Annotated in this window: 30 protein-coding genes; 13 read left to right on the forward strand and 17 right to left on the reverse strand. The window is 41.8% G+C overall.

What is annotated here, in order from left to right:
• Positions 1-6: 6 nt before the first annotated feature.
• The gene (locus tag E2L07_RS09100) at positions 7-705 is read left to right on the forward strand and encodes a lytic transglycosylase domain-containing protein (protein WP_134229419.1); all 699 of its coding nucleotides are present in this window, start codon (positions 7-9) and stop codon (positions 703-705) included.
• 62 nt (positions 706-767) lie between these two features.
• On the opposite strand, the gene E2L07_RS09105 is transcribed toward E2L07_RS09100, so the two are convergent.
• Positions 768-2,792, reverse strand: coding sequence for a molybdopterin-dependent oxidoreductase (locus E2L07_RS09105; protein ID WP_134229401.1), 2,025 nt, complete (start codon positions 2,790-2,792; stop codon positions 768-770).
• A gap of 173 nt (positions 2,793-2,965) precedes the next feature.
• Here E2L07_RS09105 and E2L07_RS09110 point away from each other — a divergent pair, with 173 nt between their 5' ends.
• From E2L07_RS09110 to E2L07_RS20790, 3 genes are all read left to right on the forward strand, one after another.
• Positions 2,966-3,358, forward strand: coding sequence for a globin domain-containing protein (locus tag E2L07_RS09110; RefSeq protein ID WP_134229402.1), 393 nt, complete (start codon positions 2,966-2,968; stop codon positions 3,356-3,358).
• 15 nt (positions 3,359-3,373) lie between these two features.
• Entirely contained in the window at positions 3,374-4,294 is a 921-nt protein-coding gene (locus tag E2L07_RS09115; protein ID WP_134229403.1) for a ClpXP adapter SpxH family protein, read from the forward strand.
• 200 nt (positions 4,295-4,494) lie between these two features.
• Positions 4,495-4,668, forward strand: a complete 174-nt coding sequence (locus E2L07_RS20790; protein ID WP_166740050.1) for a hypothetical protein — start codon at positions 4,495-4,497, stop codon at positions 4,666-4,668.
• An 87-nt stretch (positions 4,669-4,755) separates the two neighbouring features.
• On the opposite strand, the gene pepF is transcribed toward E2L07_RS20790, so the two are convergent.
• From pepF to mecA, 4 genes are all read right to left on the reverse strand, one after another.
• The gene (pepF, locus tag E2L07_RS09120; protein ID WP_134229404.1) at positions 4,756-6,552 is read right to left on the reverse strand and encodes an oligoendopeptidase F; all 1,797 of its coding nucleotides are present in this window, start codon (positions 6,550-6,552) and stop codon (positions 4,756-4,758) included.
• An 87-nt stretch (positions 6,553-6,639) separates the two neighbouring features.
• Entirely contained in the window at positions 6,640-7,857 is a 1,218-nt protein-coding gene (locus E2L07_RS09125; protein ID WP_134229405.1) for a competence protein CoiA family protein, read from the reverse strand.
• A gap of 182 nt (positions 7,858-8,039) precedes the next feature.
• The gene (gene cls / locus E2L07_RS09130; RefSeq protein ID WP_134229406.1) at positions 8,040-9,551 is read right to left on the reverse strand and encodes a cardiolipin synthase; all 1,512 of its coding nucleotides are present in this window, start codon (positions 9,549-9,551) and stop codon (positions 8,040-8,042) included.
• Positions 9,552-9,767: 216 nt separating this feature from the next.
• On the reverse strand, positions 9,768-10,406 hold the full coding sequence (gene mecA, locus E2L07_RS09135) for an adaptor protein MecA (protein ID WP_053430684.1): 639 nt from the start codon (positions 10,404-10,406) through the stop codon (positions 9,768-9,770).
• A gap of 397 nt (positions 10,407-10,803) precedes the next feature.
• Here mecA and E2L07_RS09140 point away from each other — a divergent pair, with 397 nt between their 5' ends.
• Positions 10,804-11,475: a TerC family protein gene (locus tag E2L07_RS09140; RefSeq protein WP_010899007.1), complete on the forward strand. Its 672-nt coding sequence runs from the start codon at positions 10,804-10,806 to the stop codon at positions 11,473-11,475.
• A gap of 29 nt (positions 11,476-11,504) precedes the next feature.
• Here E2L07_RS09140 and spxA read toward each other — a convergent pair whose 3' ends face one another.
• From spxA to trhA, 5 genes are all read right to left on the reverse strand, one after another.
• Positions 11,505-11,900 (reverse strand): transcriptional regulator SpxA, encoded by a 396-nt coding sequence (gene spxA / locus E2L07_RS09145; RefSeq protein ID WP_134229407.1) that lies wholly within the window; start codon positions 11,898-11,900, stop codon positions 11,505-11,507.
• A 483-nt stretch (positions 11,901-12,383) separates the two neighbouring features.
• A complete protein-coding gene (locus tag E2L07_RS21510; protein WP_010899009.1) occupies positions 12,384-12,509 on the reverse strand; it encodes a hypothetical protein in 126 nt (41 codons plus the stop codon).
• Between the two features lie 44 nt (positions 12,510-12,553).
• Positions 12,554-13,120: a GNAT family N-acetyltransferase gene (locus E2L07_RS09150; protein ID WP_134229408.1), complete on the reverse strand. Its 567-nt coding sequence runs from the start codon at positions 13,118-13,120 to the stop codon at positions 12,554-12,556.
• A 293-nt stretch (positions 13,121-13,413) separates the two neighbouring features.
• Positions 13,414-13,641 (reverse strand): hypothetical protein, encoded by a 228-nt coding sequence (locus tag E2L07_RS09155; RefSeq protein ID WP_010899011.1) that lies wholly within the window; start codon positions 13,639-13,641, stop codon positions 13,414-13,416.
• A 125-nt stretch (positions 13,642-13,766) separates the two neighbouring features.
• Complete coding sequence (gene trhA / locus E2L07_RS09160; protein WP_010899012.1) at positions 13,767-14,414, reverse strand: PAQR family membrane homeostasis protein TrhA; 648 nt, start codon at positions 14,412-14,414, stop codon at positions 13,767-13,769.
• A 221-nt stretch (positions 14,415-14,635) separates the two neighbouring features.
• Here trhA and E2L07_RS09165 point away from each other — a divergent pair, with 221 nt between their 5' ends.
• Positions 14,636-15,175 carry an HD domain-containing protein gene (locus E2L07_RS09165; protein ID WP_053430681.1) on the forward strand — a complete coding sequence of 180 codons (540 nt, stop codon included), beginning with the start codon at positions 14,636-14,638 and terminating at the stop codon, positions 15,173-15,175.
• Between the two features lie 87 nt (positions 15,176-15,262).
• Positions 15,263-16,255, forward strand: a complete 993-nt coding sequence (locus E2L07_RS09170; protein ID WP_010899014.1) for a sodium:calcium antiporter — start codon at positions 15,263-15,265, stop codon at positions 16,253-16,255.
• Positions 16,256-16,292: 37 nt separating this feature from the next.
• On the opposite strand, the gene E2L07_RS09175 is transcribed toward E2L07_RS09170, so the two are convergent.
• Complete coding sequence (locus tag E2L07_RS09175) at positions 16,293-16,847, reverse strand: TlpA disulfide reductase family protein (protein WP_134229409.1); 555 nt, start codon at positions 16,845-16,847, stop codon at positions 16,293-16,295.
• Between the two features lie 173 nt (positions 16,848-17,020).
• On the opposite strand from E2L07_RS09175, the gene E2L07_RS09180 reads away from it, so the two are divergent.
• The 3 genes from E2L07_RS09180 (at position 17,021) to trpS (ending at position 20,054) form a co-directional block, all read left to right on the forward strand.
• Positions 17,021-18,454 (forward strand): DDE-type integrase/transposase/recombinase, encoded by a 1,434-nt coding sequence (locus E2L07_RS09180; protein ID WP_134228568.1) that lies wholly within the window; start codon positions 17,021-17,023, stop codon positions 18,452-18,454.
• 316 nt (positions 18,455-18,770) lie between these two features.
• Entirely contained in the window at positions 18,771-18,950 is a 180-nt protein-coding gene (locus E2L07_RS09185) for a hypothetical protein (RefSeq protein WP_010899016.1), read from the forward strand.
• 111 nt (positions 18,951-19,061) lie between these two features.
• The gene (gene trpS, locus E2L07_RS09190; RefSeq protein ID WP_010899017.1) at positions 19,062-20,054 is read left to right on the forward strand and encodes a tryptophan--tRNA ligase; all 993 of its coding nucleotides are present in this window, start codon (positions 19,062-19,064) and stop codon (positions 20,052-20,054) included.
• 49 nt (positions 20,055-20,103) lie between these two features.
• On the opposite strand, the gene E2L07_RS21515 is transcribed toward trpS, so the two are convergent.
• From E2L07_RS21515 to E2L07_RS09205, 4 genes are all read right to left on the reverse strand, one after another.
• Complete coding sequence (locus E2L07_RS21515; RefSeq protein ID WP_010899018.1) at positions 20,104-20,226, reverse strand: hypothetical protein; 123 nt, start codon at positions 20,224-20,226, stop codon at positions 20,104-20,106.
• A gap of 120 nt (positions 20,227-20,346) precedes the next feature.
• The gene (locus tag E2L07_RS09195; RefSeq protein WP_010899019.1) at positions 20,347-21,093 is read right to left on the reverse strand and encodes a YjbA family protein; all 747 of its coding nucleotides are present in this window, start codon (positions 21,091-21,093) and stop codon (positions 20,347-20,349) included.
• Between the two features lie 93 nt (positions 21,094-21,186).
• Positions 21,187-21,414 (reverse strand): YuzI family membrane protein, encoded by a 228-nt coding sequence (locus tag E2L07_RS09200; protein WP_041820753.1) that lies wholly within the window; start codon positions 21,412-21,414, stop codon positions 21,187-21,189.
• Positions 21,411-22,292, reverse strand: coding sequence for a DUF2268 domain-containing putative Zn-dependent protease (locus tag E2L07_RS09205; protein WP_134229410.1), 882 nt, complete (start codon positions 22,290-22,292; stop codon positions 21,411-21,413). The genes E2L07_RS09200 and E2L07_RS09205 overlap by 4 nt, the downstream gene beginning before the upstream one ends.
• 138 nt (positions 22,293-22,430) lie before the next feature.
• On the opposite strand from E2L07_RS09205, the gene E2L07_RS20795 reads away from it, so the two are divergent.
• From E2L07_RS20795 to E2L07_RS09215, 3 genes are all read left to right on the forward strand, one after another.
• The gene (locus E2L07_RS20795) at positions 22,431-22,571 is read left to right on the forward strand and encodes a hypothetical protein (protein WP_153231710.1); all 141 of its coding nucleotides are present in this window, start codon (positions 22,431-22,433) and stop codon (positions 22,569-22,571) included.
• A 263-nt stretch (positions 22,572-22,834) separates the two neighbouring features.
• The gene (coaA, locus tag E2L07_RS09210; RefSeq protein WP_134229411.1) at positions 22,835-23,785 is read left to right on the forward strand and encodes a type I pantothenate kinase; all 951 of its coding nucleotides are present in this window, start codon (positions 22,835-22,837) and stop codon (positions 23,783-23,785) included.
• 24 nt (positions 23,786-23,809) lie between these two features.
• Positions 23,810-24,007, forward strand: a complete 198-nt coding sequence (locus E2L07_RS09215; RefSeq protein WP_010899023.1) for a hypothetical protein — start codon at positions 23,810-23,812, stop codon at positions 24,005-24,007.
• 270 nt (positions 24,008-24,277) lie between these two features.
• On the opposite strand, the gene E2L07_RS09220 is transcribed toward E2L07_RS09215, so the two are convergent.
• Complete coding sequence (locus E2L07_RS09220; protein WP_134229412.1) at positions 24,278-25,465, reverse strand: D-alanyl-D-alanine carboxypeptidase family protein; 1,188 nt, start codon at positions 25,463-25,465, stop codon at positions 24,278-24,280.
• 411 nt (positions 25,466-25,876) lie between these two features.
• The gene (locus E2L07_RS09225; protein WP_134229413.1) at positions 25,877-26,650 is read right to left on the reverse strand and encodes a CAP domain-containing protein; all 774 of its coding nucleotides are present in this window, start codon (positions 26,648-26,650) and stop codon (positions 25,877-25,879) included.
• Positions 26,651-26,729 lie beyond the last annotated feature (79 nt).

Raw genomic sequence — 26,729 nt, forward strand, 5'->3', positions numbered from 1 at the left:
GAGGTGATGACAAGCATGAATCCATCCATCTTGGGGCTTCAGTCATTTCAATCAACACCCCAACCTTTTACAACAGCAACCAATCAATCTACATACTTTCAATCCGTCTTTTCTGCCTTTTTAACAGAACAGTTATTGCTCGGGGAGCAAATGAGCCAATCGAGCACGAACGATAAATCTGATTTATTTTTGGATGAAGCGACCAGGAGGAAGGTCCTAGGCCAGCAAGCTCAAGTAATCGCTTCATATGAACCTGTGCAAATGAACATTCAACAGTCACAGCCAGCGATGAGCTCGAATGAACTCTCTGCCCAATTTGACCAAGGGGAACGTTTCCGTCCACTCATTAATGCAGCTGCCAAAAAATACGGTGTTGATCCGAATTTAATTTATGCTGTTATTAAACACGAGTCGAATTTCAACCCACTTGCGAAAAGCAGAGCTGGTGCCTCTGGTTTGATGCAACTCATGCCAGCAACTGCCCGTCAATTAAATGTGAATAACATGTTCGATCCTCAGCAAAACATTGACGGAGGAACACGTTACTTAAAGCAAATGCTCGACCGTTATGACGGAAATATCCAGCTTGCATTAGCTGCTTACAATGCTGGCCCGGGAAATGTCGATAAATATGGGGGAATTCCGCCATTTAAAGAGACGCAACATTATGTTCCCCGGGTATACGAAACGTACTTAAATGCTTAGTTTTGACCTCAAAAAGGTCTGGTGAGGAAATTTCACCAGACCTTTTTAAACTTAAAATCAAACTACGCCTCACCCTTCTTGACTTGCACATAGGTAGAAAAAAATGTTGCCCCGCCGCCAAAATCAGATAAGTCTCCTCCTGTTAAGGTATTAAAATTTCCTTGTTGTTCATGTTGATGATGCCACCATACCCCGCGAGCGATGATAACGCCTTGCTGACATGCCTCTGAAACGTTCGCTGTGCACGTTAGCTGTCCATGATCGTTGAAAAGACAAACACGATCACCATCATAGATTCCTTCTCGCATTGCATCTTTTTTTGAAAGCTGAACGACCGGCTTTCCTTTCGCGTATTCTATAAATTGAGAATTCAACCCTTTTCTTGACGGTGAAATGATTAGCTGATACGGAGCGGCTGCTTGTGTATATGGGATTTTTTCTGGTAAAGGTGGTAATCCTGCCTCATGCATCGCCTCTGAATAAAGTTCAATTTTTCCTGACGGTGTTTCATATTCACCGATTTTCCACGGCTCAATTTGTTGCGCTGATAGATGTGTCGGCTTCCAACGAATTGGCTTTCCTGATAAAAACTGCTCCCAGACACTGGAATCGACAGGGCTGTCTCCAAATATCGCCTGCTTCATTAACGTTTCGTCATTGTCGCGAAAGCATAGCTCTTGAAAATGAAAGGCGTTTGCTAGCATTCGAAACAACTCGGTATTCGATTTGCTTTGACCGATCGGGGAAATCACTCGTCTCCCTAACTGCCAGTAAGGATGCCAATACGAACGATATACATCGTCATGCTCTAAAAAAGTCGTGGCCGGTAAAACGATATCCGCAAATTTAGCCGTATCGGTCAGCTGCTGTTCATGGACGACAACAAACAAATCGTCTCGGGCTAACCCTTGAAGCACCTTCCTTTGATCTGGAGCAACCGACGCTGGGTTGCTATTGTAAACAAACAATGCCAAAATCGGCTCTTGTTGACTAAGAAGGACCTTTCCTAGCTCATTCATGTTAACACGTCGTTCCTCATTCGTCCGTAAATCTGGACGGTGGAGAATATCGGAAGAATACTCCCCGTGTTTCAAGTTAAAATAAATCGCCCCACCTCCCTTCGTTTCCCAAGCTCCTGTAAGAGCAGGTAAACTAAGAATCGCCCTCGTACTCATTCCACCTGAATGGTGATGTTGCTGGCCATTGCCAATCCTAATAAAGGATCGCTTTTCTGTCCCGTACACGCGGGCTAGCCTTTGAATGTCTTCTTTATTGATTCCTGTCATTCGTTCTACTCGATCTAATGAATAGGTGGCAACATGCGCTGCAAGCTCCCGAAACCCGACAGTTTGCCTTTCAATAAAAGAACCGTTAATGAGCTCCTCTTCGATTAAGACATGCTGAATGCCTAAAGCCAATTCTAAATCCGTCCCTGGTTTGATTTGAATAAACCAATCGGCTTGCCTTGCTGTTTCTGTTCGCTCTACATCAATAACAATAACCTTCGCTCCACGCTTACGAGCCTCAAGTATGTACAACCATTGATGGACGTTCGTTACGACTAGATTGCTTCCCCATACGATGACCAGATTGGCGAACCTCGTCTCCTCTGGTTGTAAGCCGACAGAGGCTCCCATCGTATAGCGAAAAGCTTCGGTTCCGGCAGCAGCACAGATCGTCCGTTCAAGTGTCGCAGCACCTAAACGGTGAAAAAAGCGTCGGTCCATGCTACCATTTTGAATGATCCCAATCGTTCCACTATAGCTGTAAGGCAATATGGCCGTTGAATTTGCGGAAGCTATAACTGCCTCAAATCGATCCACAATTATGGAAAGTGCCCGCTCCCATGATATCGGCTTGAATGCCCCGCTCCCCTTTTCACCTGTACGAATGAGCGGGGTTAACACTCGATGGGACCCATGCACTTTCTCACGGTAATGTTGCCGAACCTTCCCGCATATTGCGCCCCCGGTTACGGGATGCTGTGGATCCCCATGGAGTGAAATCACTTGATCGTTCTCTGTTGTTATGATAAGTCCACACGTATCAGGACAGTTGTGAGGGCAGACACTTTTCCTCGTTGCCATTTCGATAGCTCTCCTTTTTCTTCACCAACTACTTCTCCATTTGATCATAACAAATGATAGCTCCTTTGAAAAAAGCTGATTGCCCCCTTTAGGAACAGATCATTTGCCCTCAGCGCAGGCTGTTGCTAAAATGAAGCATAGATAAGACGATGAACAACTAAAAGGGGATAAACATGGTTGAACTAAATCGTACGGTTTACGAGCGTATCGGTGGAGACAAAACGGTATCCGCCCTTGTGGATGCCTTCTACACGAATGTTGCAGGCGACCCAATTCTTGCGCCACTCTTTCCAAATGACCTTACAGAAACGAAACGAAAACAACAACAATTTCTTACGCAATTTTTGGGTGGACCTTCACTATATACAGAGGAACATGGACATCCTATGTTACGAGCACGACACTTACCTTTTCCAATCACGCCTCGTCGTGCAAAAGCTTGGCTCACATGTATGGAACGAGCGATGGATGAAATCAACTTGCCAAGCCCAGAGCGAGAGGAAATGATGGCACGACTAACGATGACTGCTCATCATATGGTCAACCAACCAGAGGAGCACCGCTAGAAAGGGGGATTGACCATGGCGCATCACGAGAATCAAACGAATTGCAATGACGAGAGGGGCATATGTAGCCTTGACTCCGACGCTGACGACCAGAAGCAAAAAAAGCGAAAGCCGCTCGAAATTTATACATTCATCGATCCACTATGTCCTGAATGCTGGGCGTTTGAGCCCATTTTAAAAAAGCTACAAGTGGAGTACGGTCAATATTTTCGTATTCGTTTCATTATGGCTGGGAAACTAGAAGCGTGGAATTTATGTCGTGGAAAATATAAAGGGGCCCAATCACGAGAAGATTTAGCTCATGTGTGGAGAAAAATCACCGAAACATTTGGGATGCCTTGTGACGGTGATGTGTGGCTAGAGGACCCTATCACGTCCTCCTACACGCCATCCTTGGCTATTAAAGCGGCTGAATTACAAGGGCCACAAGCAGGAGTGCGCTTCTTACGAAAGCTTCGGGAGCACCTGTTTTTGAATAAGCAAAATGTCACGAAAGAAGACATACTTATAAGCTGTGCCCAGCGTGCTGGATTGGATGTAAAGGAGTTTAAGCAGGACCTTCATTCAAAAGGAGCAGCTAAAGCCTTACGTTGTGATATGCAAACAACAAAGGAAATGGATGTGGACCTTGTTCCAACTTTCGTGTTTTTTAACGATAACGTAGATGAAGAAGGAATCAAAGTCACAGGTCATTACCCCTATTCCATTTACGTTCAAATTTTGGAGGACATGCTTGGATTTAAACCAGAACGCCAACCTCCAATGTCGTTAGAACACTTTTTAAAGAAATATGAATTTGTTGCTTCGATTGAGGTTGCCGTTGTGTTTGACTTAGAGATCGATGAAGCGGAAAAGCAGTTAAAGAAACTAGTGCTGAAGCAAAAACTGGAACTGGTTCCGATGAAATACGGGAACTTTTGGAGATATTTAGAGTAGAAAAAAGACAGCCGAGAAAGCTGTCTTTTTTCTTTATGGGGGGAGAGAATGTGATGTGCTTCACATATATAATGTATCATACTGGAAACAGTAAAACAATGGGGCTCAATGATCGTTCAGAGAATTGACACATTCCTATTTCAGCAAACTTTTGCATACATTGAAAAAGAAACGATTTGTACATGGGAGGAATGAAGCACATGTCGCGCTTTTTGATCGGAGTCGGCCTTATCGGAACGATCGTAAGCTTCTATTTCTTACTTCTCTCTTTTCTGAGCATGTTCCCGCTCTTTATCTCCGCCCCCCTTCTTTTTGCTAGCATCTATTTAATTGTGTACCAGTTTCACCACCGCAACCGGTTTCGTGGGTTCTAAAGTGGGAACTGTTTTTCCCCTTTTACCTTAGTACGAAAAATAACCATGCAGTTCTATGATAGACTGCATGGTTATTCACCCTTTGTTTTAAAGGAGTGCCTCGATCTCATCTAACGTTTTCTCAAATAGAGAAAGAGCCTCTTGGATTGGTTTCTTTGACGTCATATCGACACCAGCATGCTTTAAAATGTCAATCGGATATTGCGAGCTACCAGCTTTCAAAAAGTCGAGATAGCGCTCAACAACAGGAGCTCCATCCTCTAAAATTTGTTTAGCAAGGGCAGCAGCAGCACTGTATCCTGTCGCGTATTGATAGACATAAAAATTATAGTAGAAATGAGGAATTCTTGCCCATTCAAGACCGATCTCCTTGTCAATGACAATCTCATCTCCAAAATACTTTACATTTAAATCATAATACAGCTTTGATAACAGCTCTGGCGTCAATGGAATGCCATCTGCAGATTGCTCATGAATAAGCTGTTCAAACTCAGCAAACATCGTCTGCCTAAAGACTGTTCCACGAAAACCTTCCAAGAAATGATTGAGCAAATAAATCTTTTCTTGCTCATTGTTTGTGTTTTTCACCATGTAATCATTTAACAGTGCTTCGTTTAAAGTGGAAGCGACTTCGGCAACGAAGATCGTGTAGTCGCCATAAGGATATGGTCGGTGTTTCCGCGAATAAAAACTGTGCATCGAATGTCCAAGTTCATGGGCTAATGTAAAGACATTATCAATATTATCCTGCCAATTCATGAGAATGTATGGCATCGTGCCGTACGCTCCAGAAGAATAGGCTCCGCTTCGTTTACCTTTGTTTTCAACAACGTCAATCCAACGTTTCTCATAACCTTGCTTAATTTCATCTGTATAGCTTTCGCCTAGTGGAGCGAATCCTTTTAACACAAGCTCTTTCGCTTCATCGTAGGAAATCTTCATCTCCACATCCTTGACGAGCGGTGTATACAGATCATACATATGGAGTTCATCCACACCTAAAATTCGCTTTCTTAATTTAACATAGCGATGAAGTAAGTGTAGGTTGTCATTGACGGTTGAAACGAGTTGATCATAGACCACTTCGGGAATAAAATTGCGTGACAATGCCGCTTCCCGAGCCGATTTATATTTTCTTACATTTGCGTAAAACAAATCTCGCTTCACTTGACTACTCAGTGTAGAAGCAAAGGTATTCTTGTATTTTTCATATGTGGAATAAACCGCTTGAAACGCATCTTTTCGTACACGCCGATCTCCACTTTCTAAAAACTGCAAATATCTTCCGTGGGTGACTTCTACTTCTTCTCCATTCTCATTCACAATGGTCGGGAATGTCATATCTGCATTGTTTAACATACCAAATGTATTGCTAGGAGCGCTCGTCACTTCACTCGCCTGTGCTAAAATTGATTCTTCGGCTTCTGACAGCACATGGGGACGTTGCTTGTTTAGTTCATCTAACATATGACGATACAACGTGAGTGGTTCATGTTCATTGAGGAAGGTGTCGATCTTCTCTTTTTCGATTGACATAAGCTCTGGGACAACAAATGAAGCCGCTTGCCCAACTTGAGAAGCTAAGGTCTGCGCCCTATCATTTAGCCCTTGATAAAACGAATTGGTTGTGTCTTGGTCATAACGCATATGAGCATATGTATACAGTCGTCCCAATCGTTCGGTTATTTCATCCTGTTGTTGCAAGGCTGCATACAAAATCTCAGCAGATTGACTTAACTTTCCTTTAAACTGTACTAATGATGAAATAAGTCCCTTCACTTCATTAAATTCTTTTTCCCATTCTTCATCTGTACTAAAGATGGCTTCTAAATCCCATGTTAAGTCGACAGGGATTTCGCTTCTCTTCGGTAACGTTTTTGCCATGTTTCCGACCTCCTTCTAGTTGACTCTCTCCTAGAATACCGATTTTTTCTTAGGTTTTCCAGTCTTACCTATTTTAATCGCTACAATTCATGAATAGGTATTACATGATAACCTATTCTCATCTAATGTTAAGTATGCATGATAGAATGCTTCATCTTGGGTGAGGGCTTCCTCAGCAGAATGTGGAAATGATCGTTCACGTAGGCGCACATATTGGTTGTGACCTGGGGCCTTTGCAAGTATCCTTGCTGAAACAAGTAGATCTAAATATCCTTTGATGGATTGTTCAAGATGAGAAAGGTGTTGAACGATAGGACGTAATTTGAATATGCGCTGGGATTGAAAGGAGCGTAAAACAGTGAGAAGTGGGAACGAAGCCATGAGCGGTTGCCGTTCGATGACATGGCATAATATCCAAGACTGCCAAAGGTATGTTGGAGTGGCAACCCATTCATGACCTTTGCTTGGCCAACCTGCTTCGATCGGAAACAACTGAGGATGTAAATTTTGTTCGTAGAACCATGATTGGAAGTGTCTTTGATCTGGTGAAGGGTAGGGGATTGGATATTGAAAACGCCACTGTTTCTTCTGCGTTAACCACGCATCGCTTGGTAAGCTTTCATGAGGTTTGAGAGAAGGATACACCCAATCTTGGAATGTTTGGTTAAGGTGAGCTTTTTCTTTTAGGACGGCTAACGTTTTTGTGAGAGAAATCGGGGTTATGTTTGAGAGGGTAAAAAACTTTAACGATGTTGGACAAAAATACCGTAGATGTAAATGTTCGTATGGATCTTTGCATAAAGCTAACCATTCAAAGGATTGAAGGCGAAAATGAAACGTCCCTTCCCGGTTCAACCGATTGCCTCCAAGAACCCAAATAGGGTAAATCCCTGCTCGCTTGTAGCCGTCCGTCCGCTTTTTTATCTCTTGAAGGGGCAATGAGGAACATTGATATTCGACAGCAACCAGTTGTTTATCCTTTCGAAGGAGAATATCTGGACGCTGCTGCAAAATCGGAAGATATACCTCTAGCGCCACTTCAAGCTTTTGCCGCTTTAGCCATTGATACAATAACCGTTTTCCTGATAAATGATAATGAGATTCTGGTTCCGTTGAGACACGGCAAGCTTCTTTAGATTGATGGGCGAAATGCCATTGCCGTTGTGAGCCAATCTTCAGTACGAGCTTTTCCTTACAAGCTGGGCAGTAGAAGCCCTGCTTCTTCTGAAGCGATTGCAACACCTCCTTTTGCCAAGAGTCAAGCAAGTTAACGGTTTGTCCATTTTGTAATTTTGCTGTGAGCATAGCAGCACCTCCCTCCTATTCCATTCGACCTATTATTACAAAATCCTGCTTCGTTCACATTATTTCTCAGGAAATAAAAGTGTACTAAGAAAAACTTGTCCTAATTGCCAATCCTATGTGACCGTATTTTATCCTTCTTAAAGTAAAAAAAAGACAGGAGCATAAGCCCTATCTTCTTCTGTCTATAGCAAAGGTGATAATAGCCGACAAGTGGATTCAAGTACGCGATAATACCAAGCTCTGTTTCTAAATTGCTCAAAGCGAATTTGATTTGTATGCTCCAAATCGTAGACAAAATCACTTACGAGTGTGGTTACACTTTTCGTGCGGTAAAGAAAAGCGTTCACTTCAAAATTCAAATGGAAACTTCGCATATCCATGTTCGATGTTCCAATCGAAGCAATCTCATTATCGACGATAATAATTTTGCTATGAAGAAAGCCTCGTGTATATTCGTATACTTTCACTCCCGCTTCAAGAAGCTCTGAAAAATAAGAGCGGGAAGCATGAAAAACAATCCGTTTATCTGGACGATTAGGAACGAGAATCCTAACATCAATACCACTTAGGGCAGCAATTTTTAAAGCACTTAAAATATCTTCATCCGGGATGAAATATGGACTGGTGATCCAAATCGATTTCTTCGCTGATGTGATCATGGAAAAGAATAGCTTTTTATTAATTTCCCAACGAGTATCAGGACCACTCGCAATCATCTGGACACCGCCATCATCCTTCATATTTGTCAATGCTGGGGATAGGTAAGATGGCTTCAAAATCGTTTCTCCTGTTTCGTGGGCCCAATCCCGGAGGAAAATGAGCTGTAATGTACGTACAGCTTCTCCGCGAACATACAGATGGGTATCTCGCCAAAATCCGAAATATGGGTCTTTTCCTAAATATTCATCGCCAATATTTAAACCACCTACGAAGCCCACGGTTCCGTCGATGACGATAATCTTTCGGTGATTGCGGTAATTGATCGTATGATTAATAAACGGTAGCTTTACAGGGGCAAACGGAACAATCTCTACTCCGGCCTGCTTCAGATCCTGAATATAAGATTTAGAGAGCTTCCAGCTACCTACACCGTCATAAAGAAAACGTACATGAATTCCTTCCTTCGCTTTCTGCATTAGGATCTCTTTAATTTCCTGACCAATTTCATCATCACGAACAATATAATATTCGAGATGAATATGATGCGTTGCCATTCGTAACGCTTGTTTAATATGGGCAAACGTTTCTTTCCCGTCTGTCAGCACTTTCGTATTGGTTGAAAATGAAATCGGATTGTTCGCTAGTCGATGAGCCAGTCGAAACAACAGTTGTTGATGACCACCCATTTTCTGTAACTGTTCTTCATTTAGCTGACGATTTCCCTCTATTTTTTCAAATGCCTCTTCATCTGATAATGCCTTTTTCATAAAGGTTTTACTTTTTCGATGATTTTGTCCGAACATCAAATAAAAGATGAAGCCAACGACTGGAAACACGGCAAGCACCATTAACCATGTTAACGTTTTTGTCGGGTGACGGTTTTCTAAAAAAATAACGATACCTATAAAGACAACCGTGATGGTAATGAGTACACTAAAAACCCCGACAATCCAGCCTTGCCAAAACGAACGGGTAAGGTATAAACCTGTCGAAAGGATCAATAAAAAGAGTAAGACGTTTAACCGATTTTTCATAGTGACGAGCTCCTATCTCATCTTTCTCGAATCTAGATCGTACAATTCCAACTTTTATTATACACGTATCGTTTAGGAAAGAAAGACTCTCTCCTTTTCTTTAGATCTATACGAAATATAAAGAAAAAGGTTGCTAATTCTTAATAGTTTTTCCTGAAAGCAGAAAAACGACCACTTCTCCTCAAGTGGAGAAAGGCCGTCTAACAAACAATGTACTTATGCACGTTTTGGAAATTGCTCACGTACTACCGTCAAAGCATTGCTATCAATGATCACCTTTCCATATTCCATAATCCGATAAATCGATAAATCCGACTCATAGCCATACTCTAACATTTGACTTAACATGTCATCCTGCTCATCTTCACTGTACGTTTCATCGTTAAAGACGACGTGCAAGTAGTACGTTCCTTCAAAATGAACCAACGTGTTATTAATATCATCAATAAAGAAATTATGGCTAAGGTCAATAATGTCCTCAAAATCTGCAAAGCCGATCACAATTTCAAGCGACTCTTCAAGAAAATCATCTTCGGTCATCATAGAAGACTCTTGTCCTTGACCATCCCCATCTTCTTGGGTTACCGGAATCTCCAACTTCACATTTCCGTCAGAGATTTGCCCGCGAGTCACGACAATCTCCAACCCTTTTTCTAACGCATGGACTTGAATCCATAATGGACCTTCTAATTCAAAATCTTCCCGATCATTGGCCTCATTCATCATTTCAAAGAAGAGCTCTTCGCCCCGTTCGCGATTATACCAAATCTCATCACGGTCAAAACCGCGTGATTCTATATCTTTATACGTTATAAAAAACTTTACTGTTGAATCGTTAATGCGTTCGATTTCCATTTTTGCTCTCCCTCCTACTCTTTTAGAGGATTGTTTCGTTCGAGAATTTCCCTTTGAACGCAAATGACACTTCGACTCCACCATAGTGTAGGACTAAAATGGTGTAAAACCAAAAAAGCTTGGTCTTTTTGTTACCTCTATTTTATGATAAATCGGCTTGGATTGGAAACGAAAAAACCCGATTTCCAAAGATTTTTATGAAAATTTCTACGAATGGACTGTCATGTTAAGGACTGGACCTACTCTTCGATAATTTCAAGTTCTTATTTACGCCAATTTGTATAGATTGTATTAGTAGACAAGCAACACCGTCTATAATTTTTCATTCTCAACGATATAGCTCCAAATGTCAAGGATCTACGTTCTAGCAATCTTTAAAGCCAAAGGGTGATACAACTTGTTCGATTTAGACTTTATCCTATCTGTGATCACAATTATTGGCATCGATCTCATTTTAGGTGGAGATAACGCTATCGTCGTTGCTCTCGCGTGCCGTCACTTACCGAAGCAGCAACGAAATAAAGCGATCATGATTGGAATTGGCCTTGCACTACTCGTTCGCGTGCTCCTTACAATGGTTGCAGTTCAGCTATTGGAGATTCCATTTTTATTAGGCATTGGTGGTGCACTCTTGATTTATATTGCCTTTCAATTGCTAGTCGATAACAACAGTGAGCAAGAAATTAGCACAGGACCCACACTAGGGAGTGCGATAAAAGCTATCGTCATTGCTGATTGTGTCATGGGATTTGATAACGTGTTGGCAATCGCTGGCGCTTCTCATGGGAACCCCATTCTCGTCATTACTGGCCTATTGATCTCTGTCCCAATCATCATTTGGGGGAGCAAACTCATTCTCGTTCTTTTTGATACATTTCCGATCATTGTCTACATTGGTGCAGGAATATTAGCCTTTACAGCCTCGCGCATGATTACGCATGAACCGATGCTAGCTCCCCTGTTTATTAATCAACCAGGTTTTATGATTTTCTTTCAGGTAACGGTTATCGCTTTTGTTTTAGCACTTGGTTATACTTGCAAAAATAAAAAGAAAAGCCACCTTGCATGACACAAGCTGACTTTGTGACTAATTTTCATTTAGTTTACTAAACGCTGTGCTTCCTGTAGTTGGAATGTACGAACCTTTCTTGGTAGGAAACGACGAATTTCAGCTTCATTGTATCCTACTTGTAGACGCTTTTCATCAAAAATGATCGGACGTCGCAACAGACCAGGATTCTCACTAATAATTTTAAACAGAGTTTGTAAAGGTAATGCTTCTAGCTCAACATCCAACTCCTGAAATATTTTTGAACGTGTAGAAATGATTTCGTCCGTACCATCTTCCGTCATACGTACGACTTCCTTCACTTCTTCAACTGTTAGTGGGGAAGAAAAAATGTTTCGTTCTTCAAACGGAATATTATGCTCTTCAAGCCAAGCTTTTGCTTTACGACAAGACGTACAGCTCGGTGATGTTAAAAGAGTAACCATCGTCCGGACCTCTCCCTTCGGAATTAAACTCCTATGCCAACTCGCTCCTGCTTATACGAAACTTATTATACATGAATAGACAAGTTGTGCATAGCATTTATTGCTAAAACTACTATCCAATAACCAAATATAGACGAGACGACTAAAACACACATAGGGATCTTTCCCGTTCTCTCTCTATTTTAAACGAAAACCCATTCGACTTTCTATACATTTGTGTATGTTTAGTTACAATTTTAACAAAAACATTTGAATTCGTCTATTCCTTCGTATAACGAAAAGTATAAAAAATGAACTTAATTTTATTAGAAAAATGCAAAACGCCTACTTAAAAACGCACCGGCTGTCCTGAGCAACGGAGATAAAAAAATTAAGGTGAGCTGCAAACGGATGATCTCAGCCCCTTGCGCAAGGTATCTCACGATTAGACTTACTTGCTTATAAAAAAACCTAGAGTTTTCTCTAGGTTTAGGGCTTCGTACGTTATCGCTTCGTCGATTGAGTGGCAGGTCCACGTCTAGGAGCTTTTAAATTTTTTAGATTTTTCTTAAGGAGTTCCTTCAGCAACTCCCTTTTCTTTCTTTGCTTTGCTTTCGTCCGCTTTTTCATGGACAACCACCTCTGCTACCGAAAGGGTATGATAATGGGAAGAACTAAAGCTGTGTGTCCTCCTGCTTAGATTCATCAAATGTAAGCACCTGATCCACATCTTCATAGGAAGCACCATATAGCTCTTCATCCTTATACGTATGAATCGTCTCATACGTATGCTTCATTTTTTCATAAATACTTTCTTCTGATTCATCCGTTGGTGACCAATAAAAAATTTCTAGCTCGTTGACTTCATTTGTCGCCAGTGAACGTCTGCTGTAACCGATTGATTCAGCATGCTTAAAACCTTCTCGCTCGTAAAAGCGCAGTCGCTTTTCAGAATCAGAATCTTCGTAGTCAAGCGGCTCTACTTCAAGGATAATTGGCTTCCCCTTTTCTTTCAACTGATTGAGTAACCTTTTGCCGAGTCCTTGTCCACGCGCATCTTTCGAAACAAACAAATAATCCACAAAAATAAAATCATCTGTTTCTACATACATCATAACATGATTTTTACCTTCATCCTTATGATAAATATCTGACTTTTCCTTTAAAAGTAACTCCATATGTTCCTTGGACTTCATCTCTTCAATAGGGAAGTATTGGTTTAGCTTTTCGTACCAATTCAATGTTTGTCAACCTCCAGCACGTAGGATATGTATAGTATACGCTTGATCGTTGGTTTCATAAATCGCCGTTAATCAATGAATTTTTCGATAATCGGCCATCGAGGACGCCATAAACCATTCACGATCAGCTAGGGTAAAATCTCAACATCATCCCCCTTGAACCTTCCTACACGTTCATCAGTCCAGCCTTTGCGGATTACAAAAAAGAGCAAAGGGCTTATTTTCCCCTTGCTCCCCTTCTTTACGATTGCATTCATCCACTCCAAAAAGGTAAACCAATGGCTCCATCTTTCTCAATCTTCATCTTTCGCATCCCAATCCTCCGGTAGCTCTTGCTCTTCACGACGCGATTCTTCTCGCTTTTTATCCAGTTGCTCTTTATACCATGCAAACGAAGCTTGATTAACGACGTAAGTTCCATCGATAAAGTAAGCCTTTACATGCCCTGCTTGAATTTGATTTTCTAAATATGCTTCAGGGAGTTCCAAATAATCACTTAGCTCCTTTAATGTTACGTACATAAAATCCCTCCCTCATGTTTAGCATATCTTCTCTCCCTTTCATTCGTGAACATCGCTTATTGGAAGCGAAAAAAGCACGCCTCCATTTGGTTGAGGCGCACTTCCCTGTTTTATATCGTCATCGGTCAACCGATTGGCAACACGTAAAACAAGATGAGAACAAAGTGTAGGATGCTACCAATTAACACGAACACGTGCCAAATCGCGTGATGATAGGAAAATCCGCGCCATACGTAGAAAATGGTCCCCACAGTATAAGCGATTCCACCACCAACTAAGCATGCAATCCCCCCTGATGGTAATGTTTCCATGATCGGACGGAAAGCGATGACTGCAAGCCACCCCATCGCAACATAACAAGCGGTTGATAGAAATAGGAAACGTTTGACGAAAAATGCTTTAAACACAATGCCGACGACCGCCAAGCCCCAAACCACTCCAAATAGCGTCCATCCGAGGGCTCCTTGGACAACAATAAACAATAAAGGTGTATAGGTCCCAGCAATAAAAAGATAAATTGCCGCATGATCAATTACCTCAAAAATATCCTTTACTTTTCCCTCTGGGAGGCTGTGTAACATCGTTGACGAGAAATAAAGCATGAGCATCGTCGTACCGTACACAGTGAAGCTAACTACGTGCATCGCACTTCCGTAAAGGCTGGCAAAAACGATTAGCACCACTAGAGCAGCTAAACTAAGTACGACACCGATTCCGTGGGTAATCGCATTCGCCAACTCTTCCTTGCGTGAAAATATGTGGGTCGTTCCCATTTCAGCATCCACCTACTTTTCCATCATAATGACCCATTATATCAAATAAAGTCATAAAAATCTCGTTGAGCTTGCCCCTTTTATCGAAGTTCATCTTTTTAAAAAGTGAAAAAGATGTTGCAACCTTTCTCCCACCTCTATATAATAGAAAAAATACACTTTTTTTATGTTCATTTATTTTACATCGTGTTAGGAAGAAAAATACAAAGGAGGGAAGATCCATGCATCGTGTCACGTTCGTTGAGCTTTTCAATCACCATATTACACAAAAATACGTCAAGCGTTCCGGGATGGCACATGCAATCGCTTGTGCGTACCATGCGCTTCAACTGGCCAAACAATACGGGGTCGACCCTGATCTGGCAACAAAAGCAGCCTTTCTCCATGATATTGGTCACTATACTTGGTATCGTAATGGTTCATGGGATTACGACTTATATAAAGAGAACGACATCCACGCCATTAAAGGAGCCGAGCGAGCACACAAACTCCTCATCCGTTTAGGCGAGCACCCGAAAAAGGCGAAGGAAATTGCTCTCGCCATCTTACTCCATACTGATTCATATTTACCAGAGGGGAAGTTGGAGCTCAGTCCGTTGCAAAAAGTTGTTGCTCTTGCCGATGAAGCAGACGAAGAACCAAAGGGCCGCCACCATTATCGAACCATTTCAGACGAGAAAGCGTTAGAAGCACTTCACCGCTTAGATCAGCTTATCGTCAAAGCACTACAGGAACATGACCTCTATCAAAAAACGGTTTGACGACCAATTTTACTCTTTTGAAGATCGTGCAATTCGGGCACACTCTTCAAGAGAGTTTTTTTATTTGCGCAAATGGAGGGATGTCTCATGGTGTTCGTTTGGTTTATCGTCGCCGCCATTGTCACAATACTTACCGCAATTAAGCTTTCCAACTATGCTGATACGATCGGTGAGAAATCAACATTAGGTGGGATGCTAGTCGGGACCATTTTTTTAGCAGGGGCTACATCATTGCCGGAAATTACAACGACCGTGTCTGCGATCGTTTTAAATAACCCCGATCTTGCCGTTGGGAATGTATTAGGAAGCAATATGTTTAATTTATTAATTTTAGCTACGTTAGACTTATATTTTCGGCGGGCACAACTGTTTCGTGGAGCTGATACATCTCACTTTTTTACCGCTAGCATCGGGCTTCTCCTTGCAATGGTTACGTTAATCGCCATTACCTTACGACTAGACGTAACGCTTTTAGGGATCGGGATCGATATGCTTGTTTTGATCGTGGTTTACGCCTTTGGAATGAAGTTACTTTCAGCGGTTCGAAATGATCCTGTGCCTGAAAGTCAAACAATTGATCAAGAGGACAATCGACCGGTAAAGAAAGATGTTTCTTTACGACACGCAATGATCGGTTTTGCTATATCTGCTATAGTCATCATGGGAGCTGGAACGCTTCTCACGGTAACAGGGGACGAAATTGCTGTCGTCACAGGGCTGGGCTCCAGCTTTGTTGGCAGCTTCCTCATTGCCGCAACCACCTCTCTCCCTGAAGGGGTATCGGTGTTCGTCGCCCTGCGATTGAAGAACATCAACCTTGCACTCGGTTCCGTCCTCGGTAGCAACTTGTTTAACTTTTTAATCTTAGGGGTTTCGGACATTCTTTATAGACCAGGCTCAATCATTGCTGCCATTTCGCCTGTTCACCAGCTTACCGCAGCAGCTGTCGGCATTTTATGTTTGATGACACTTTATGCGTTGCTCCGCCCGGCCGAGCAGTCGAAACGGATGTATTTAATGCCTTCGCTCGTATTGATTGTCTTTTATTTTTTCTCTTCTTATCTTATTTTCGTTCAATGAGTGGAACAAAAAAGGAAAACATCCACTAAGCCTTAACTTAGTGGATGTCCATTATTTCGTCCATGATTTCTTCTGTTAGCACTCCATTATATCGTTTTACAATGGTTCCTTCTTCATCTAGGATAAGCGTTGTCGGGATGCCGATCACTTGATAAGTCTCCATGACCTCTCCATCTGTATCGAGTAACGGATCAAATTCCGCGCGATAATGCTGGACAAATGCTCGGACATCTTTAATAGAAGACTCTTGATTGGTCAAGTTTATCGCAAGGAATTGTCCACCTTTTTGCCTGTACTCTTTATCGAGCTTGACAAGAGAAGGCATTTCATCTTGACAGACAGGACACCACGTAGCAAAAAAATGGAGAATGACTGGTTGTCCGTGTAGTGAAGATAGGTCAACAACCTGACCCTTAAGCGTTGTTAAGGAAAACGGTACTGCGCGCTGTCCTACTTGAACCCCTTCATTAAATGTCGTGATCGCTTCCTTATCGACTGGTCGGTAAACGTGCTCTGATTGACTGTAAAAGTAACCGACGGTACATAAGGCAAGAATAAGAAAACTTCGGTAAAATGCTTGCTTTCCTTTCATGACAATCCCCCTTTAAAGGACAACGTATTGTCAAAACTTTATATAGAAATAGGTTAATAAATCCTATATTAGAGGGCTTTATAAGCAAAAAACTTGCCACCCCCCTGAATTCTAAGGTATTGATGAGGTAACCACACGACATCAATCCCCTTAAGAAAAAAGGATGTGACAAGTTGTTACCTCAAATTATAACCTATTTACTTATGTTAATAAACTATCAAGAACAAATGATTCGAACGTTGCTTACCCTACTGATTGGGAAAAGCATGTTTGATAAGCCAATAGAAGCGCCAGTGAACAAACCTTATCGGAAACTTCAAGTCGACGATCTGCCGATCATTGAAGTACCAGAAAAACTTGATTTTAAACAGTTATTAACTGAGCATCTGGCGGCGAATGGAAAGCCTCTTAAACCGGTACAGAGACGTTCTAATTCAACACCTGTTCCTGCGTCAATGAAATGTCCAAAGTGTGGTGCTCCATCCGAGTATTTGTATGCCAATAATGGAGGGAAAGGACAGTTTCAATGTAAGGTGTGTTCCTGTCTTTTTAATCAAAAAAGCCGCTATCTCAAAGAGGCCATCCTTAAGTGCCCTCACTGTGCCAAGACTCTTGAAAAAATCAAGGAAAGAAAAGACTTTAATGTGTTTAAGTGTAAAAACAATGACTGTTCCTACTACCAAAAGAAATTGAGTAGAATGTCACAAAAAGAGAAAAAACGGTTCAAAGAAGACCCTCAAGCCTTTAAAATGCGGTATATTTACCGCCAGTTTCACATTGACTATCAACCGTTAGCGAAACATTCACCCAAGAAGCCAAAAGTCGATTTATCAAGGCTTTATGTGTCTCCACATACACTTGGACTCATTCTGACGTATCACGTGAATTACGGGCTATCCGCTCGTAAAACAGCTGCACTGATGAAAGATATTCATGGTGTATCCATTTCTCACCAAAGCATTTTAAACTACGAAAACAGTGTAGCACTTACGCTTAAGCCTTACGTCGACCACTACCCTTATGAGCTTTCAGATCAATTCTGTGGTGACGAAACGTATATCCGTGTGAATGGTCGTTGGCACTATCTGTTTTTCTTTTTTGATGCGGTGAAAAAGGTGATTCTCTCATACCCTGTCTCACCAAATCGAGACACAGCGACCGCCATTCGAGCGATTGACGAAGTATTACTTAAGCTGAAAGAGATTCCTGAGAACCTTACATTCGTTGTCGATGGAAACCCAATCTACTTGTTAGCACAGCATTTCTTTTCCCAACATGAGATTCCATTTGACGTAATACAAGTCATCGGCTTAACCAATGAAGATGAAGTCTCCAAGGAATATAGACCGCTAAAACAGATTATTGAGAGACTGAATCGAACCTTTAAAGGCAACTACCGATCCACTCACGGATTCGGGTCAGAACAAGGATCCGTATCATTTGTGACCTTATTTGTGGCTTACTTCAACTTTCTAAGACCGCATTCAGCCTTGGAAGGTAAAGTTCCTGTTCTCATTCCAGAGTTAGAACAACTTCCAAACATGCCAGCACGCTGGACCAAGCTGATTGACTTAGCTCAACAATGGTTGATTGATCAGACTGCCTAGCTTTTGTTTAGCTGAGCCCTAACATCAGCAATCGGCGTAGCGAACTCTTGACAAACCGAACTTGCCAATGGTTTAAAATGGAAATAACCAAGGGCTATTTGGTATGCCTTCTTTTGTCCCCTTCGCCCTTGTTTAGCCTTAGTCAAAACCATTGGCGTGTTTGTCAAGAGCGATTGCGGGGCTCCTCCACCCACAAAAGAGAAAAGAACTGAATGCCTAGTGAGTTTTCATAGAACTTTTGACATTACCAAGGACAAACCTGTTATAATAACGTATGTCCAAGGTTTCAAAAACATGCTTAAAGGAGGACTTACTCATGACAAAGCTTCAAATGTATCAGCTTGTCGCTGTGCTCCTGTTAGTGGGATTCGTCATCTATTCCTACACTACAGACGTTCGTTACCACATACCTTTTTTTATTTTAGTTGCTTTAAACCTCGTCCTATGGGTGTTGCGCTTAAAGGAACGTTACAGCAAAAAACATACCGATGCTTAAAAACTTACGGTGGCTCCACTAAGTTTACGAGCGGCATGCAATTCGTTAAGATAAGAGCATACATAGTCGTCAGCTGAACGATGATCATCTATCTGAAAGGAAGTCGAAATCGTGAAAAAAACCGTCTTTTCTGGAATTCAGCCAAGCGGCACGTTGACACTTGGCAACTATCTCGGAGCAATGAAGCATTTCGTCTCATTGCAAGAAGACTATAACTGCTATTTTTGTATCGTTGATCAACATGCGATTACCGTTCCACAAGACCGGCTCAAGCTTCGGGAAAACATTCGTAGTTTAGCCGCTCTCTATTTGGCCGTCGGGATTGACCCGAGCAAGGCGACCCTTTTCATCCAATCTGAAGTTCCTGCCCACGCACAGCTTGGTTGGATGATGCAGTGCGTGTCTTATATCGGCGAGTTGGAGCGGATGACCCAGTTTAAAGATAAATCAGATGGGAAAGAGGCCGTCTCGGCATCTTTGCTTACTTACCCACCTTTAATGGCCGCTGACATTTTACTTTATCACACAAACATCGTCCCCGTAGGTGAAGATCAAAAACAGCATTTAGAACTGACGAGGGACTTGGCGGAACGCTTTAATAAAAAATACAATGACATTTTCACGATCCCTGAGGTACAGATCCCGAAAGTGGGGGCACGTATTATGTCATTAAACGATCCAAGCAAAAAAATGAGCAAATCTAATCCGAATCCGAAAAGTTACATTTCTATGCTTGATGACGAAAAGACAATTACGAAGAAAATCAAAAGTGCCGTAACTGATTCTGATGGAATTGTGAAATTCGATAAAGAAAACAAGCCGGCCATCTCCAATCTCCTATCCATCTACTCTCTTTGCAAAGGAGCATCGATTGAAGAAGTGGAGGCACAATTTGTGGGTAAAGGGTATGGAGAATTTAAAGAGTCGTTGGCTCAAGTCGTCGTTGACACCCTAAAGCCGATTCAAGAACGCTATGAACAGCTCATCCAGTCCGAAGAGCTTGACCACATCCTTGATCAAGGAGCTGATAAAGCGAATCGTGTTGCAAGAAAAACGCTCGAGAAAGCAGAGCGCGCCATGGGCTTGGGACGTAAACGCCGGTAGTAACAAGAGTCATAAAACAAAAAAGCAACGGTTTCCGTTGCTTTTTTGTTTAATACCCATTATTCTTTTTCCATATTTTCCCCACAAACAGGGACAGACCAATTGTTCCTACAAGTAGGACAACGGTTAACACTTGCATAACACCATAGGCAAAACCGTCCATCGTATCCATCGTCGCTTCCCCTCCCCTACAAAATCCGTTATGTACATTATAAAGGAAGGGCTCATCTTGTGTAAAGGTAACCGGAATGCCTCGTAGAGAGGATAGAATGTGGAATCGTTCCACCTTCTATCACTTCACGCTCTCACCGTGTTCAAGTTCCCATAATTTCTCAAAGAAAGCTTGTCCTTTGATTAAAGACTCACAAAAATGATAATGGTGTTCACTCCAACCTTGTCGAACGTCACGGTAAAGCGTCTCCCACGCCTGATGATGATCCATTCCTTGAATTTCATCGTACCTGTCAGGCTCCCATTCCGTTAACCAATACCGTATTTCTGCCTCATTTCCTGATGTAAATAGTTGATCCAACGCCATATAAAGTAGTTGCTTCAACTGACGTTCCTTCCTTGTCAGCCCTTTCATTTCCATTGGATCTGGCGAAAGAATGTGGTGTTCCTTTTTCGGTTCGTGTCCTTGAAGATCGTAGCAAATGTCCGATTCATTTTGAAGCAATTCATAAACGAGCTGCTCTTGACGGGGAGTAAGACGACTTTTGCGAATCGGAGTTTTGTACCCCATCGTATCAACGGCAATGATTCGTTCACCATCACTCGCCACAAAGGCGTAATCAAGCTGTATTCGTGACATATTTTTTCGCAAATAGCTTTTTTGATACACATCTTGTAACAAATCCTCTGGAAGATCGCTCATTTGATTTTCGATATAATCAAAAAGCGGTGGACTGACACGAACCACAACCACTTGATCTAATACTTCAATTCGGTCATCGCTTCTCCATTCAAAGAAATCACAGACGTTATACCCGTTTTCTTCACCTTCGAACCAGTTTACCCACACGTCTCGCATATGAACCATTCGATTAGCCCCCTTTGCTCAGTTATTTGTATCAACAGTATGGTCAGAGGGAAGCCAGTTTATTCCACAATCACTATAAACATTCAACGGCTACTAGTATCTTCCTCTTCTTTTTCGTCGACGAATATCGGGGAAAAGTAAGGCAGCTACAAATAAACTAAAACCGAGAATCATGAGATACAGTTCAAAACGAAACACGATAAATAGGACATAATGAGTAAAGCTGTAGCCTGTCGTCAGTAAGCTTAAATACGCGAGCAAACTAATGCAGCCATACAAACCAGCACAAAGGCCAATGAAGGCTAACACGAAGCGAATCATGAGTGATCACGAGAAATTTCTCGACCTCTCACTGCAACAGCTCTTCCCCGTTTTGCAGAAAAAGAACGCTGCAAAATCGTCTCTGCTTCCATTTTCATCATCGAGGTTGTCGTTAGCGTAGGATCATTTTTCATCGCCTGATCAACAATACGATAGCCTAAATAGTACCCAGCCCATTCAGGAATCCCCCCTACTCCACCAAATAAATATGGATAATGTCGATCCCGTCCTTTCATCATCCGTTGCTCTAAAAGAAGCGCCCATAACGAATGGAGGTCCGCTTTGTCGTACCGTGATGTCCAAATTGCTAGTGCATCACGTCCCACTTCTTCGGCCACAGCTTTTTCAGCTAGACCTTCCATTACCATTGATTCGAGAAGGGTCATCGTCCCTTCATACAGCTTCAATTGGGTGAGCCGACAGCAATGGTGGTACTCGTGTGTCACAAGGGCTTGAACATCTTGATCAGAAGTCATTTCACCAATAAACAATACAATCTTGTCACGGTAACTAACACCCATTTTCATTCCTAATTGCTCACGAATCGTCGGATTTGCTGTATTGACGGGAAAAAGATAGATCGGAACATTAGGCCCCTTCCACTTTTCTCTAAGTTCTGTATATTGTTTATGAACCAAATGCCAAATGGCTCGATCCTGTAACGCACGGTAGCTTAGTTCAATATCATCCGTTGGTAAAAACAATCCTTGTCCTAGAAGCTGTTGCTGTAATTCATCGAGGTGATCGGTATGAAAAGCATCTTTTAGTAGCGAGATGATTAACTTTTGCTGAAGCTCAAACTTCTCACCCGCTACTTGCGCTTTCGGCCATTGAACAACATACCGCTTGAGCCATTTATCTGTGCGGACAACCCCCATCAGTCTCACCTCACGATCCTAATTGCTATTATTATTGTATGGGGATTTCCTAAAGAATGACCGGGCAATTTTTTATACTAGTTGTCCTTATTTTGCTACACTGAATAAAGATACTTGTGCAAGGGAGGCTTTCTCTAAATGAAAACTGAACGAGAAAAGCAGCGTGACGTCTATTACGACCTTGTTCAAACATACGATCGAACAGTGAGTCAACTCAATGAACAAGGGGAACCATTTAGGGAAGGAAACACGTTTTACACATTTTCGATTCTATCGTGAGCAGCTCGATCAATTAGCCGCCATTTACCAATACTTTCAATAGGTTAGGGTGGAGCCAGCAAAAAGGACCAATGAAGAGAATCAAGACGCTCGCTTTAAAACAATTTCATGCGTTCGTATCATCCCTAAATAAGACAGGACAACGAGTCATTTGCCACCGATAAATCACGGGCTTTTTGAACATCCTCTATAAAGGTGTATCGTTTTTTAGAAAAATAGTGTACAATGAACGATATTTATTTGATGCAAAAAGGAGCAAACGTATGGCAACGATAGAAGCATGTGACTTTTTTCCATATACCGTACTTTCTCGCAGTCAGTGGAAGTCGTTACGAAAAGCTTCAAGCCTTCCGATTAATGAGCAGGAACTAGAGCAGTTGGTTGGTTTAAATGAACCTATTACCTTAAACGAAGTAGCAGATATTTACGTTCCCCTTGCTGAGCTATTACACGTTCATGCAACCGCTTACCAACGGTTACAGCAGCAGAAGAGAGGTTTTTTTCACCATGGGAAAAATCGCTCCCCGTTCATTATCGGACTTGCAGGGAGTGTAGCCGTCGGCAAAAGCACGACTGCAAGACTCCTACAAAAACTACTTAAAGCTTGGCCAGAACATCATCATGTTGATCTTGTGACAACTGATGGGTTTCTTTATCCGAACGAAACGCTAGAGGCTCGAGGATTAATGGACAAAAAAGGGTTTCCTGAAAGCTATGACCTACCCGCTCTCATTCGTTTTTTATCCGATGTAAAGGCTGGTGAACCATACGTAAAAGCACCTGTTTATTCCCATTTAACATACAATATTGTGGAGGGGGACTATCAAGTCGTTCATGAGCCTGATATTGTCATTGTTGAAGGAATTAACGTGTTACAAGTCAACAAGAGAAACCATCATATACCGAATGTGTTCGTTTCTGACTTTTTTGATTTCTCGATTTATGTCGATGCTAAGGAGGAGCAAATTCTCCAATGGTACATCGAACGCTTTAAGCTATTGCAAAACACCGCCTTTCAGGATCCGAACTCTTATTTCCATCGCTTTCGCCATTTATCTGAAGTCGAGGCAGAGCAATTTGCCACCTCTATTTGGAAAAACATCAACGGTGTAAATTTACATGAAAACATTTTACCGACGAAGCATCGAGCGGATTTAGTGCTGCAAAAAGGCCTCCATCATTTCGTTGATGAAGTGAAATTACGAAACATCTAATGATCACAATAGAGGAGGAGACGGATGAAGGTAGAGCTAAACGGTGTGTCCCTCTCATTATTTCAGGGTGCGAAGGTAAAACATGCCTTGCTCGCATACGATGAGGAAGTGTATCGCCAAGTTGTTGAGGAAAAGGCAGTCGTCGTCGACCCGTTCGGAAACGAAGTCGAGCTAAGTGGAGCCTTAGATCCCAGTTTTTCTTATACAGTTAAGGATCGATAGGCAAATAGGGAGAGGATGTCTCAAAAAGGCTGCTGTGGGCAGACCGAATGATGAGACATCCTCTCTTTTTTGACTCTACCAAATGTTGAATATTAAACGGCTTTTTTAGGACTGAATGCTAGAATAGAGATTTAACGAGTTGATGACAATGGGTACTTTTCGCTGAATGATTTTTCGTCTATAAATAAAGTAGGAAGAGCCGAATTTGAGAAGGATTGGTACGAAAAAAGATACAATCGCTGGTGAACGGGGGTTCACCAGTGATTCGTTTTAAGTGCTTTTAGCAAAAGCCCCTTCTTCCTCTGCCGGTGAAATCCACTCTATGAGTGAGGCCCACCAGCGAGCAAAAATGTTTCCTTTCCCTTCTTTCTCAGTGGAAACTGGCTCTTGGCTTGCAACCAACATATCGTCTTCAGGTACTAAAAACTTTAAATGCTTTTCTGCGACAGGTTCTCCGTTATGGTTAGTTACCGTTAAAACCCCGCCCTCTTCCAAAGAGATACCAAATAGCTCATCTTCCGGGATACTGAAGTAGAAATCCTTTGCTAGTTCATATTCCTTTCCATCTGAATCTACAAATCGTTCTCCCGCTTTAATCTTCTCCGTCTTGAAATGTTCAAATCCATAATCAAGCAACGTCATCGTATCATTGTAGGAAAAGCTAGCACCTGGCGCGTTTAACGTGACGGCAATTAACTGTTGATCATCTCGTTCCGCAGTCGTTACAAGAGTGTAACCAGATTGTGACACATATCCATTTTTAACACCCGTAGTTCCAGGGTAATCCCATAAAAGGCGGTGATGATTGTAGATCGTCGTCTCCCATCCTTCACCGATCCATTCCAACTCTTTTGTTGAAGCGACGTCTCGAAATTTTTCGTTTTCCATCGCATACTTTGTGATCATAGCCATATCATAGGCTGTCGTATAATGCTCCTTATCAAACAGGCCATGTGGGTTTGTAAAATGAGTGTTCTCAACCCCGATCTTTACTTGGACGAAACGATTCATACGTTCAGCAAAAGCCTCCTCATTTCCGTCAAAATGCTCAGCAATTGCCGTACCTGCATCATTCCCAGAATTGATCATTAAACCTTGAACGAGCTTTCGCAACGTCACTTCTTCACCTTCGACTAGATATACCCGGGTTCCGATGACCTCCGTAGCTGTTTTACTAACCGTGACGATGTCATCTAAATCCCCTTCTTCAATTGCAATCAAAGCTGTAATAATTTTCGTAATGCTAGCAGGGTACATTTTTTTATCTCCGTGTTCACTATATAACACTTGTCCCGAGAGCTGGTCCATCAGAAGCACCGATTCACTATTTAGATGAAAATGAGCATCGTTTAATGTTTCACCTTCTGAAACAAAAGCAGAAGCATTCGTTTGAACAGAAAATTGAAGGGAAACAAAAAATAAAAATAATAGAATAGATACACGGAATAAATGCCTCATAATGAATCTCCTTTTTTTACACAAACAATTAAAAAGCACAAAGTGCCCGCTTAAAACCGTATGTAATGGTTCGGAGCAATGGAGATATAGAAATCACGATGAGCTTGCAAACCGATGTAAATTGTAGGAAGCTCTCGTGATTCATCTCATTTTGGTGCTTTTCACTAGACATCTTTGTTTATATTTTCCTTACTTGTAGAAAAGTTCAGCTTTACCGCTAAGTCTTAGGGCGGAAGTTAAGTTATTTTATCCTTTAATCATTTATAGAGAGTAAGTTTTTTAAAGTAAAATATAATATCGTACTAATGATATCAGTAAAAGGTTACAGTTCTTTTGCATATATGTAACATTTTGATGGTAAATTAGTATGAAAAAAACTCCCTTAAAGGGAGTTTTTTCATACTAATTCTATTAACCTTTGAACATTTGAACGAACATTTTACCGTAAGGACCACCTTCGACAACACCGACACCAATTTCAGTGTAGTTCGGGCTTAAGATGTTTGCGCGGTGACCTTGAGAATTCATAAGCGCTTGATGGGCAGCCTCAACCGTTTGGTTCCCTGCAAGGTTCTCACCCGCTGTACGGAATTCAATACCGAACTGACGCATCATGTCAAATGGTGAACCGTACGTTGGAGAGTTATGATCGAAGTAGTTGTTATCGATCATATCTTGCGCCTTCACACGAGCAACCTTTGTAATTTCAAGATTTGCTTTCAATGGCTGCAATCCGTTCTTTTGGCGCTCTTCATTCACTAAATCAATCATCCGCTGTTCATCTTGAGTTAACCCTTGGGTACGCTCAGTCGATGTTTCAGGGGCAGATGTTTGAGGTGTACGATTTTCAACTGGTTGAGCTTCCTGTTGTGGTACGTCAACTGTTGGCTGTTCCTGTTGCTCTGGTTGCTCAGATTGTTCTGGAGCTGGAGCTTGTCCTTGCTTAGGCACTTGGAATTGATCAAGGTTGATTTGATCTAAATTCAAGTCTTCCACATTGATGTTATAGCGCTCTGCAATCTCTTTTAAAATATTGTTGAGATCTTCTACGCTATTTCCTTGATATTGGATAACCTTTGAATCTATATGGAATGGTAACTGATCTTTTCCTGCCGCGTCTGCCTGTCCTGAAAAACCTACAAAAGCTGCTCCTACTAATAAAGTAGTGGCTAGAAGTTTCTTCATATTTTGTACCTCCTAGATTTTTTTGTTGCTTTGTTCGTTTGAACAGTTAACATGCTAGCATAGGTGCACGCCTTTTCAA

The sequence above is a fragment of the Halalkalibacterium halodurans genome, from assembly GCF_004376175.1.
GTDB lineage: Bacteria > Bacillota > Bacilli > Bacillales > Bacillaceae_D > Halalkalibacterium > Halalkalibacterium halodurans.

Bases quoted from the DNA above. Each gene is read 5' to 3' on its own strand.
- E2L07_RS09195 (WP_010899019.1), bottom strand. From the start codon at position 21,093: ATGGTTCATATGCGAGACGTGTGGGTAAACTGGTTCGAAGGTGAAGAA.
- E2L07_RS09170 (WP_010899014.1), top strand. From the start codon at position 15,263: ATGGTGTTCGTTTGGTTTATCGTCGCCGCCATTGTCACAATACTTACC.
- E2L07_RS21515 (WP_010899018.1), bottom strand. From the start codon at position 20,226: ATGGATACGATGGACGGTTTTGCCTATGGTGTTATGCAAGTGTTAACC.
- E2L07_RS09155 (WP_010899011.1), bottom strand. From the start codon at position 13,641: ATGTACGTAACATTAAAGGAGCTAAGTGATTATTTGGAACTCCCTGAA.
- coaA (WP_134229411.1), top strand. From the start codon at position 22,835: ATGGCAACGATAGAAGCATGTGACTTTTTTCCATATACCGTACTTTCT.
- trhA (WP_010899012.1), bottom strand. From the start codon at position 14,414: ATGGGAACGACCCACATATTTTCACGCAAGGAAGAGTTGGCGAATGCG.
- E2L07_RS09175 (WP_134229409.1), bottom strand. From the start codon at position 16,847: ATGAAAGGAAAGCAAGCATTTTACCGAAGTTTTCTTATTCTTGCCTTA.
- pepF (WP_134229404.1), bottom strand. From the start codon at position 6,552: ATGGCAAAAACGTTACCGAAGAGAAGCGAAATCCCTGTCGACTTAACA.
- E2L07_RS09115 (WP_134229403.1), top strand. From the start codon at position 3,374: ATGGCGCATCACGAGAATCAAACGAATTGCAATGACGAGAGGGGCATA.
- E2L07_RS09110 (WP_134229402.1), top strand. From the start codon at position 2,966: ATGGTTGAACTAAATCGTACGGTTTACGAGCGTATCGGTGGAGACAAA.
- E2L07_RS20795 (WP_153231710.1), top strand. From the start codon at position 22,431: ATGAAAACTGAACGAGAAAAGCAGCGTGACGTCTATTACGACCTTGTT.
- E2L07_RS09205 (WP_134229410.1), bottom strand. From the start codon at position 22,292: ATGGGGGTTGTCCGCACAGATAAATGGCTCAAGCGGTATGTTGTTCAA.
- E2L07_RS09200 (WP_041820753.1), bottom strand. From the start codon at position 21,414: ATGATTCGCTTCGTGTTAGCCTTCATTGGCCTTTGTGCTGGTTTGTAT.
- mecA (WP_053430684.1), bottom strand. From the start codon at position 10,406: ATGGAAATCGAACGCATTAACGATTCAACAGTAAAGTTTTTTATAACG.
- E2L07_RS09225 (WP_134229413.1), bottom strand. From the start codon at position 26,650: ATGAAGAAACTTCTAGCCACTACTTTATTAGTAGGAGCAGCTTTTGTA.
- E2L07_RS20790 (WP_166740050.1), top strand. From the start codon at position 4,495: ATGTCGCGCTTTTTGATCGGAGTCGGCCTTATCGGAACGATCGTAAGC.
- E2L07_RS09185 (WP_010899016.1), top strand. From the start codon at position 18,771: ATGACAAAGCTTCAAATGTATCAGCTTGTCGCTGTGCTCCTGTTAGTG.
- E2L07_RS09165 (WP_053430681.1), top strand. From the start codon at position 14,636: ATGCATCGTGTCACGTTCGTTGAGCTTTTCAATCACCATATTACACAA.
- E2L07_RS09220 (WP_134229412.1), bottom strand. From the start codon at position 25,465: ATGAGGCATTTATTCCGTGTATCTATTCTATTATTTTTATTTTTTGTT.
- E2L07_RS21510 (WP_010899009.1), bottom strand. From the start codon at position 12,509: ATGAAAAAGCGGACGAAAGCAAAGCAAAGAAAGAAAAGGGAGTTGCTG.
- E2L07_RS09105 (WP_134229401.1), bottom strand. From the start codon at position 2,792: ATGGCAACGAGGAAAAGTGTCTGCCCTCACAACTGTCCTGATACGTGT.
- E2L07_RS09100 (WP_134229419.1), top strand. From the start codon at position 7: ATGACAAGCATGAATCCATCCATCTTGGGGCTTCAGTCATTTCAATCA.
- spxA (WP_134229407.1), bottom strand. From the start codon at position 11,900: ATGGTTACTCTTTTAACATCACCGAGCTGTACGTCTTGTCGTAAAGCA.
- E2L07_RS09215 (WP_010899023.1), top strand. From the start codon at position 23,810: ATGAAGGTAGAGCTAAACGGTGTGTCCCTCTCATTATTTCAGGGTGCG.
- E2L07_RS09125 (WP_134229405.1), bottom strand. From the start codon at position 7,857: ATGCTCACAGCAAAATTACAAAATGGACAAACCGTTAACTTGCTTGAC.
- cls (WP_134229406.1), bottom strand. From the start codon at position 9,551: ATGAAAAATCGGTTAAACGTCTTACTCTTTTTATTGATCCTTTCGACA.